Source organism: Lacrimispora sp. 210928-DFI.3.58 (genome assembly GCF_020554865.1).
Classification (GTDB): domain Bacteria; phylum Bacillota; class Clostridia; order Lachnospirales; family Lachnospiraceae; genus Enterocloster.
In genome coordinates this window covers 1-9,905 of record NZ_JAJCIC010000069.1, presented here as the reverse complement: position 1 = coordinate 9,905, position 9,905 = coordinate 1, and the positions used below count along the sequence as shown (strand labels likewise).

General features: G+C 46.8%; 7 protein-coding genes. All 7 read right to left on the bottom strand.

Annotated elements, in window-relative coordinates; genetic code table 11:
* Window positions 1–216 precede the first annotated feature (216 nt).
* Window positions 217–1,455 (bottom strand): CaiB/BaiF CoA transferase family protein, encoded by a 1,239-nt coding sequence (locus LIZ87_RS21415; RefSeq protein ID WP_178315267.1) that lies wholly within the window; start codon window positions 1,453–1,455, stop codon window positions 217–219.
* Window positions 1,456–1,532: 77 nt separating this feature from the next.
* Complete coding sequence (locus tag LIZ87_RS21410; RefSeq protein WP_178315269.1) at window positions 1,533–2,654, bottom strand: YkvI family membrane protein; 1,122 nt, start codon at window positions 2,652–2,654, stop codon at window positions 1,533–1,535.
* A 124-nt stretch (window positions 2,655–2,778) separates the two neighbouring features.
* A complete protein-coding gene (locus LIZ87_RS21405; RefSeq protein WP_178315272.1) occupies window positions 2,779–3,891 on the bottom strand; it encodes a 2-hydroxyacyl-CoA dehydratase subunit D in 1,113 nt (370 codons plus the stop codon).
* A 2-nt stretch (window positions 3,892–3,893) separates the two neighbouring features.
* On the bottom strand, window positions 3,894–5,129 hold the full coding sequence (locus LIZ87_RS21400; RefSeq protein ID WP_178315274.1) for a 2-hydroxyacyl-CoA dehydratase subunit D: 1,236 nt from the start codon (window positions 5,127–5,129) through the stop codon (window positions 3,894–3,896).
* Window positions 5,130–5,364: 235 nt separating this feature from the next.
* Entirely contained in the window at window positions 5,365–6,141 is a 777-nt protein-coding gene (locus tag LIZ87_RS21395) for an acyl-CoA dehydratase activase (protein WP_178315276.1), read from the bottom strand.
* Between the two features lie 604 nt (window positions 6,142–6,745).
* Entirely contained in the window at window positions 6,746–8,035 is a 1,290-nt protein-coding gene (locus LIZ87_RS21390) for a nickel-dependent lactate racemase (protein WP_227149149.1), read from the bottom strand.
* A gap of 11 nt (window positions 8,036–8,046) precedes the next feature.
* Window positions 8,047–9,345: a GntP family permease gene (locus LIZ87_RS21385; RefSeq protein WP_227149148.1), complete on the bottom strand. Its 1,299-nt coding sequence runs from the start codon at window positions 9,343–9,345 to the stop codon at window positions 8,047–8,049.
* Between the last annotated feature and the right edge of the window lie 560 nt (window positions 9,346–9,905).

Sequence of the window (9,905 nt, the reverse complement as noted above, 5' to 3'; positions counted from 1 at the left end):
TGGCAATATGGTTTCCATTTTTTTCGGCCTGTTCCCGTAGGCACTGGCCAATGGTCTTTTCTATAAGCTCCATGGTATCCTCACAACTTGTATACAAGTATCTGTGGCTTAAAGGGCTGCCGACATGCATATTATCCCTTCTTCTACATTGGCTGGCAGCCCTGTTAAGATTTTCAATTGCGCTCGTTCCCTGCTCCGAAAAAGCAGAGGGGAAACTTACTTACGCTCGTCTTTCCACACAAACAGGGTGCCTTTTTCCTGCATTTCCTGGATCTGTGCATCGTCGTAACCCAGCTCCTTCAGGATCTCCGGACCCTGCTCGCCGATAAGCGGACCAGCATTGTATTCCGGAACTCCCATCTCCTGGAATTTCACTGGAAGTCTAACCAATCTTCTGGTGTTTCCATTGGAGTATTTCATATCGTAGAAGCAGTTGTTTGCCTCTGCCTGCTTGTCGTTTCTGATCTCGATCCAGTTCTGGCACAGAGCGAATGGAATATCAGCAGCCTCAAGGATGGGCCTCCACTCTTCTACTGTCTTCTTCTGGAACTGCTCCATAACGATATCATAAACCTCTGTTACAAGTCCCTTAGCCTGACATGTCAGGATCGGGAAATAGTCCTCATTGTCAACCAGATCCTCTCTGCCGATAGCAGCGATGAACTTCTTATAATAGGTATTATAGTCTGGCATACATGTCTGGATGAAACGGTCATCCTTTGTTCTCCATGCTGCGTTGAATGGTGTGGCACCATGTCTTACATCAATGGGATACTGCTGTGCAATTCCCTCGTAGTTGGATGCCTGAACCATCATACCCATGTTGTAAACAGCACTCTCGAACAAAGAGGTCTCAACCTTCTCACCTACGCCCTTTGTCTTTGCCTGATACAGAGCTGCCAGGATACCTGCTGCCAGATTCATACCTACGTTGTGATCGCCCAGTCCGGGAACACCGTTAAACGGAACAGTACCTCTCTGACGAAGAGAATCAAAGTAGCCGCCTCTTGCAAAGAATGCAGTAAAATCAAAACCTGGAAGATCCTTGTCAGGACCATACTCACCGTAGCCTGTGCAGATTGCGTAAACAAGCTTTGGATATCTTACCTTTAAGGTCTCATAGTCAAGTCCGGCTCTCTGTAAAGCCTGAACTCTCCAGTTCGTGATCAGCACATCCGCGGTATCCAGAAGCTTAAAAAATGCTTCCTTACCTACAGGATCCTTCATATTCAGGGAAATGCAGCGCTTGTTTGCATTTTCCAGATCCCAGGTAGTGTTCTCATACATATCCAGAGGACGGCCCTCAGATGGTGCTGTGTGTCTTAATGGATCTCCTTTTGCGGATTCGATTTTAATTACGTCTGCGCCTAAATCAGCCATAAATCTTCCTGCTGAAGCTGCTGCAATAAATGTAGCAAGCTCAACGATTCTGACGCCTTCAAGTGGTTTGCTCATACTTATCGTCTCCTTTTAATCTGTTTTGCAGGGCAGCCCTTTTTCCCGCTGACAGGCTGCCCGGCATTTTTCTTAAATTAGTCAGCATCAAATTTGGTAGCGATCATATGTACTACATATGGGATCATAACTACCGGGATTGTCAGATAACCTAAGTATGCATATCCAACTGCCACGATCTTGTTCAGGCCAAGCTGAGCGATCAGGAATGCAACAACAGTACATACTAAGGTAACAATGATAACATTCTTACCTGGCTTAGCAGTCGGGTCGAAGTTCTTATCCAGGCTGGAGCATACACGGTTGGACATAGCTGCGATCATGTTTACTGCTGTGGATACAGAACCAAGTACGATCAGAATGGAAATGACCGGTCTTAACAGGTCTGGCATTACACCCTTATTTACAAGGATCAGCAGCGGGATACCTGCGGTTGGGAAATCAGGATCATCTGTGATCGCCATAAGTCCCAGAACTGCCATCCAGCAGATGACCGCATTTACGCCTAAACCGTACAGCATAGATGTCTTTGCATCAGCCGGGCTCTCAAATGGCTTTGCATGCTGTACCAGAAGGCCGATGGAAGCCAGCTGGAATGCTGCGTACACAATGCCGGTCCACAGAGCCTTGCCTGCCGGAGCAGGAGCTGCCATGCTTGCGGAAATGTTCGCAGAAATGCTTCCCCACTGTGCAACGATATTCGGAACATACACAAGGAACAGTCCTGCTACGATCAATACAGAAAGGGTTGCAGCTACCTTACGCACTACGTTTGTACCATAAACAGCTACGATGAAAATGAAGATTGCTACAAAGATCGTTCCAACCCAGTGATTGATGCCGAATGCGGATTCCATGGTGCTTACGCCTGTTGCGAATGCTGCTGCCGGAGCAACGCAGATCGTAACAACGTAAACAAGCTCATACAGGTTGGAAAAGATCGGTGCATATTTTCCATAGAAGCTGTCGTTAAAGCTCTTGTAGTCATATACCTCATGCTTCTTTGCGTACTTCAGTGCATACCACTGGTAGAAAGCGCCGATACACTGGGCCATAAAGCAGGTCAGGAATGCCCAAATACCAAACTGCACGAAATACTGCCTTAACTGGTTACCGGATGCGAATCCGCCTCCGAACTGTGTGGTAAACCATACGAATGCCACACCGACTGTTACTGACATTTTGTCTTTACTAATCATCTTACAAGCCCCCTATTCTTTTATTTGTACAAATGATTATTTATTCTTCCTCGCCCGCCGCCTGTGGGAATCAGGCAGCAGGCGTGAAATTCATTATTAAGACATATTTGCTATTCAATTGTATTTAAAACATTTCCTTAAATGCCTGGATCATGGTGTTCGCCTGCTCGTAGTTCACCATCTGACGGTCAACCTCGATATTCAGGTTCATAAGGCCGGCAGCCTCACAAGCCCTCTTGATCGGAACATAGTCAAACTCCTCAGGATCGCAGAACTTTGTCATGAGAACGATAACGCCCTGTGCATTGTGCTTCTTCGCCTGCTCGATGATATAGTCCACACGCTTCTTGTCTCTGTCATAGAGCAGTGTGCAGTTGTCCATATCCGCAAACTTCTGAGCCAGTGCGTCCACCGGATTCTCCATATCGGGAACATCGGTCTTGTACTGTCTGGACTCATGGGCCACATCGTCAAATACCACCTTGATGCCATTGTCATCAAAGATCTTTAACAGGTTTGGAGAATCAGCCAGGATGCCGCTTACCAGAACGCGTACCTTTCCTTCTGCCTTCGGGCCTGCCTTCAGCTCCTCGTTCAGCTGCTTTACGATCGCTGTGTGCTCCTCCGGAAGCATGAACCATGCACTCTTAAATACATCGCTTCTCTGAGCAGCTGTGATCTCTGCATCGGCAGCGATCTCTGCAAATTCTCTCATCACTGCGTTGTGCTCATTGTAAACCTTGATGGAATCAGCCAGAGCAAACTCAGAAAACTGTGCGCCTGTAGCGATGGTTAAGTCGCTGATCACTCTTGCATAGCCGGCTTTTGTGAACTTGATGCCGTATGCAGGCTTTCTGTTCTGCGGATATGTCATCGGAACAAAAGGAATGCCCTTTACTGCGTATTTCCAGTTCTGTCCCAGAGTCTTTAAGGAGTCGCACAGGGAGGGGATCACGATAGCGGAAACGCCGTCATATTCGCCCTTGATGCCCAGCTCAAGGATGGTCTGCATAATGGAGCAGATGAATGCGGGATAATATTTCTTTGCCTCGTTGATCTCCATATCAGCGCCCCATACGCCCATGGGAACAAGACCCATAGAATGGATGATCTCCTGAGGTGTGTATACAGGAGCAACTGCTACTACCTTCTTGCCCTCTGCAAGATATTTATCCAGCTGTTTTTTCGGAGATGAAGCAACTTCATGAAGCTGCGCGAATAATTCATTGACTGCCATTTTTATTTCCCTCCTTTATTTGCTTCCATGATTTCCATAAGACCCTGTACACGTGTGTCGTACTGAGCTTCTGAGAAGTTTCTGGGGTCTGCCTGGTCTCCGTCAAAGGAAGTGACTGGAATGCCGCACGCCTCGCCGATCTGTCTGCTCATCTCTGGCATAAAGCCGGACCAAAGCTTACAGGAACGGTTGGTATGAACCAGAAGGCCCTCCACATGGTTGTCCTTACACAGCTTCACACGCTTGTCTCTGGAGTGCTCAAGGTTCATACAGTTCGGAACGTTTGCATATGCACGGCACATTCCGTCAAAATCATCATAGATAAATCCAAATGCATCCGCATAAATGGTGGTTACCATATTGATGCCTCTGCTCTTTAGACCGGTAGAGGTAACGCGCAGCCATGGCCAGCAGGCAATGCCCTCGAACATGATGCGGTATTTTTCTTCTGCACGGAAGGTGGACACGCCCTTCTCGTGATTCTCCTTATATTCCTTCAGCAGTGTTTCCATTGCATCGCCTGCCTCTTTCTTACCGCGGGCAGTAACCATAACTGCCATGTGGTTTAACAGATCGAAGCCATTGAATGGGGAGGGAACATACTTTGCCTGGGAGGTAGCTTCGATCCAGAGGCGGCTTGCTCTTCCTGAGGACTCCATCACTTCCTGGAAACGCTCCTCTGTCCACTTCTTGCCAGTGATCTCCTCCAGCTGGCGGATCGCATCTAAGAACTGCTCCCTTATGTACTCTGTCTCTGCATCCGATACCTCATAATCAGGATTAAATGGGATATCGATCATGATCATTGGGATATCCAGCTCCTTGGCAATATTCTCATACCACTTGATCATACAGTTACAGATGTTGTTGCAGCAGAGAACGAAGTCTGGCATTGGCATATCCTGCTCTGGTGCTTCCTTTAACTTCATGTAAGCAAGAGAGATCCTTGCGTATGCGCAGATGTCGTTGGAATATCCGTCGCCTTCGCTGACATTACACATTCTCTCGCCGCCGCCTCTTGCAGCAATACCAGCAGCCTGGTTCTCTGGATAACAGACATAAAGTCCTAAGGTTTCCGGAATTTCTACTGGGAAGTTACTTGCACACCATCCGATCTTCTCGCCGCGCTTCTTGGCTTCCATTGCATCGCTGTAAGCCTTTGCAGCGATCTGGCCCAGTTTGAACTTCGCAGAGTTGGGGTCTGGTGCAGGTCTGCTTTTCTTAACTTCTTCACCCATAATGTAAAACCTCCTTTTATTCTTTGCATTGCATTGTTTTTTCATATAGTCAGTACCTGATTTCTTTTGTAAAGAATGGGGTACATGAACCTGCGAGTTTTTATCCCGCTCCTTCGCCAGCTTTGCTCCGTTTGCGCAGCATACTGTTTTGCGCTCTGGCACCCAGCCGTCCTCCCGGCTCTTACCCGGGATGCGCAAAAATCAGTTCCCGGCGGTTTTTTGAGCGTTATTCTTTTTATGACTTTGCCTTTTCATAGGCATAGAGAGCCGCCCCCAGAGCGCCCATGAGCTGCGCCATGGGATTATACTCGATCTCAACCCCCAGCTCCTTTGCCATAGCGTTCCTTACGCCTGCATTTCTGGCAACGCCGCCGCTCATACTTACCTGCTCTTTGATCCCCACCCGTCTTGCCAGGGATGCCACCCTGGTTGCCACGGACTGACAGATACCTGCCACAAGATCCGGGATCTCTGTGCCTGCTGCTAACTGTGAAATAACCTCTGATTCCGCGAATACGGTACATGTGCTTGAGATACTGGCCGGCTTCACTGCCTTTGCAGCCTCCACCTCCAGCTCTGATATATCAAGCTTCAGGATGTTTGCCATTACGTCCAGGAACCGTCCTGTTCCTGCAGCGCACTTATCATTCATCACGAAATTCACCATGCGTCCCTGCTCATTCAGGGAAAGCACCTTCGCATCCTGTCCCCCGATATCAATGACTGTCCTGACATCCGGACAGACATGATGTACGCCAAGGGCATGGCAAGAGAGCTCGCTCACCTGGTAATCCGCTCCCTCGTAAGACTGGCGTCCATAACCCGTGGCAACGGTACAGCTGATCTGGCTCTTATCAAGCCCGCTGTCCTTTAACACATCCTCAATGGCCTGGGACACCCCGTCTGTCCCCACTGTGGCGATCACAATGGAAGAAGCCATGATTTCTGTTCCATCCTTTAAAATCACGGCTTTTGAAGTTGTAGATCCAATATCAATACCTAATGTGTACATGTTTGAACCTCTTATGAATCATTTTAATAATGGTTATGAATGGTTTTTACTGATTGTCTATTTTTTATCAATCCAAAGTAAAATAAAAATTGATATATCTGTATGTTGGTATTCTAGTATACAAGCTGGCGCATAAAAAAAGCGTTTGCTTTTCCGTCAACAAACATATCAACTTACCTATGTTGTTATTCTAGCAAGTATCCAGGAAAATGTAAAGAGTAATTTTATATTTTTTTTAGAAATATTCATTTTAGACAATCAGATTTATAAGAAATGCACAATAGGCGGAGACACTTTCTGTCTCCGCCGCAGATTGTAGACAACTATGTTTTCTGGAACGGGAGCTCGAGGGCAAAGCCCTCGAACTGGAATCACGCAGGTGGAATTCATTTCCACCGTAGTGTAAAAGTACGATTTCTAGGGGCGTTTGCCCTTGTACGAGGAAATCGTACTTTTTTCCTTCGCATCTGGAATTTATGGCGCAGCCATGAATTCCAACAGAGTGGCGACTTTGTCGACACTCTGAGACGGAGACACTTTCTGTCTCCGCCGCCTGATATGACCGGATACTGCTGACGCTTCCCCGGGAAGACTCTCTACACACCTAATCCATCATACCCTCGTCATTAAATTTCATCGGTTCCGGACCACTTACGTAAGAAATGCCCGGCAGATCCTTAATGCTTTCGTACAATGCTGTAGAAACCTGGATTGTTTCCAATGACAAGGTGTTTTTAATATGAACGATCCTTGTATCTTTGGGATCTGTGCTATACAGCGTATGAATGCAGGTCTTCACTGCTTCTTCATCTGTGTTTACATAATACGGGATCATCGTTGCATCCATGATACCTGTTGTCAGGCAGTTCCCCCAGGTAACTTCCCAGTCAACCTCATTCAAACATCTTCTGGTAGTTACATCACATGAACCAAGGCCGTTTCCATTGTGATGAGCCTCCGGAGTAATCCCTCTCACAAACAATTTCTTTAATTTTAATGTGGAGTCTCCAAAGGTACGGGTGATATTTCTTCCGGTCACGTTTGGATCATGGCCATTTCCGCTGATATTTTTTCCAATTTCATCAATGATCAAAACATCGATATCATCAAAAAGGAATTTTGCGATCTTCTCCTTTGCGATCTCCAAAAGCCTTGCATCTGTTTCCATGAAATTATCTTTTTCGCAAACCTCAATGGTGCAAATATCATCATATGCGTTCTGCACAACGCCCACGCCAAAGGCAAAGGGGCATTTTTCCAAAAATTTCTCCGCCACCGGAGGGATCAGCTCCCCGAAGCGGTGGAAGCCAAAGGAATGGAACATTGCCGCGCCTTTATGCTTTGCGATGCCGATCGCAATCATTTTTGCAAGACCGCTCTCATGCTTTGCCCGGAAATCCGTATGGGGCTTCACTTTATTAAAGATCACAATACCGTCTGATTCCATTGCATACTTATCACAATAAAGCGGGATTCCATCCAGCTCATCATACTGCACCACTTCCATGGATGAAAGAATCGGAACTCCCATGGTCTCTTCTGTGACATTATACCCTGCAAGCATCTCTGTCTGGCCTTCCGCCTTTCCGCCTGCATGACTTCCCATAGAAGGAATAATAAACGGAGAGGCCCCCCATTCCTTCAGGGTATCACACATAACCCGTACCATTTTATCCAGATCCGGAATGCCACGGCTGCCTACGGTAATACAGATCCTCTTACCTTGAAAGGACTCCTTATCTTTGATTTTATTGTTCAGCTCTCCTCTCAAATGCTCTACCACATCATCAATTTTCTCTGTGTCATAAGCCTGATGAATGGTAACCATTTCAGGGACCGTCACGGTTTCAAGTCCCGGTACCGGGGTATGTATTTCAGGAAAATCGATCCTCATATTGCTCCTCCTTACATATAACCGAATACGCCGCACAGGGCAATTAATACTACCATCGTAATGATCGGGATCAGCACGGTTGTCCAGAACACATGGATATAGGCTTCTCTATGGCTGTTTTTCGTATAGGTCAGCACAGATACCACAAGGCCGTTCTGAGGAAGGGAATCAAGTGTCAGACAGGAAAGAGCCGTACACCTTGCCAATGCCTCCGTATTAACACCCATAGGAATAAAATAATCTTTGATGATCGGAAGGGCGATTCCCTCGCCGCCGGAGCCGGAACCGCATACGCCGGCCAATACTGCTACCGCAATAACGGAACAGATCAGCGGATGCATATTCATGCCGGTCAGAGCGCCAATACACAGCTGGAAAGCGGGAACTGTTTTAACAACAGTACCAAAACCTGTGATGGCAGAAGTGTTAAACAGGGAATTCAGGCCGCCTGTAGCTCCCTCCTGTAAAATCTTCCAGACATTTTTGATGTCATAATACCTTGCAAAGCAGACAAGACATGCGATCACGCCTAAAAACAGAGATACGGATGCTCCCAGGCTGGTCAGGTTCATCAGCGCCAGAAGGATGATCATCGGAACAACAGACAGCAGCGCGCTCGGCAGCTTTTTCTCTGTGCCATTGCTCTCAGAGACTTCATCCATGCGCTCAAAATGCATTCCCTTTGCTTTGCTGTGCTTCACAGCCCACATGCAGTAAATAAATACAAGAACCATCTCAAAAATGCCGGCGATCCAGCCAGGAACCATACAGGATGCATACGGAACTCCCAGGAAATCGCAGGCCACCACGTTCTGTACAGACGGGGAGCCTGGCAACATGCCGGAAGCCGTACCTGCTCCTGCAAAATAGAGTCCCGGAATCAGCGTACAGGAAATATCAGCCTTTTTGAACATGGACAGCATCAGCGGATACATGGCAAAGAAGCATACAAATACGGAAACGCCGCCCAGTGCAAGTACAAAGCCGACAATGATGATCGCCGGAACAATTGCCTTGTCTCCCAACTTATTGATGATCGCAGCCGCAATCGCATCTGCCGCACCGGTAACTCCAAACATATTGCCAAAAATGGCTCCCAGAATAAATACCCAGAACTGGCTCTGGAAATATCCGGCCAAGCCTGCAATATAATCGCCGGTCATACCGCCAATGATATTCATTCCCGCAGTTGCAAGCAGGAAGATGCTGGCGATCACCGCCGTAAAAAAGATCGGCACACCTTTAAATACCAGGAACATAACGATGGCAATGCTTAACAGTAATAAAAAAATACTTAATGAATCTCCCATTATAATTTTATCCCCCTTATCGTTTTACGCATCCTCTCTCGAACGTCTTCTTAACCCTCCGGAAACAGACAGTGCGGCGATGCTCTTTTCTTCTCTATTCCTTTCTTCATCATGTCAAACCTCCTTTATTTTTGATATTTCATTTTTATAGATTGTCTATTTTTTGTCAATTCAGGGTAAAAAAATAATATCTCTGCAAATCCGTTACAGCACCAGCGTGCCGGCACATCCCCTTTTGGTCTCATTCCACCGGATATTTTTCATCAGCAAGATGATTGGCGAAAGCGATGGGGGCCTATTTCCGCTGAAGGCCAATTCTGTCCAATGAAAAAACAGGCAGCGCCGGAGTGCTCAAATAGGAATATGCCAGTACACTAGTATACAAGGCTGTACGGGGTATTCTTATTATATTCGTTTTTGCGAAGATATTCAAGTAAAAGAAGTTATTTATAAAAACTTTATACAAAATGCACAAAAAAATAGCGGAGGCATCTCTGCCTCCGCCCAGACTGTAGACAAAGTTGGTGCTGGTTGATTACGCCCAGCACCACTTTTCTTTT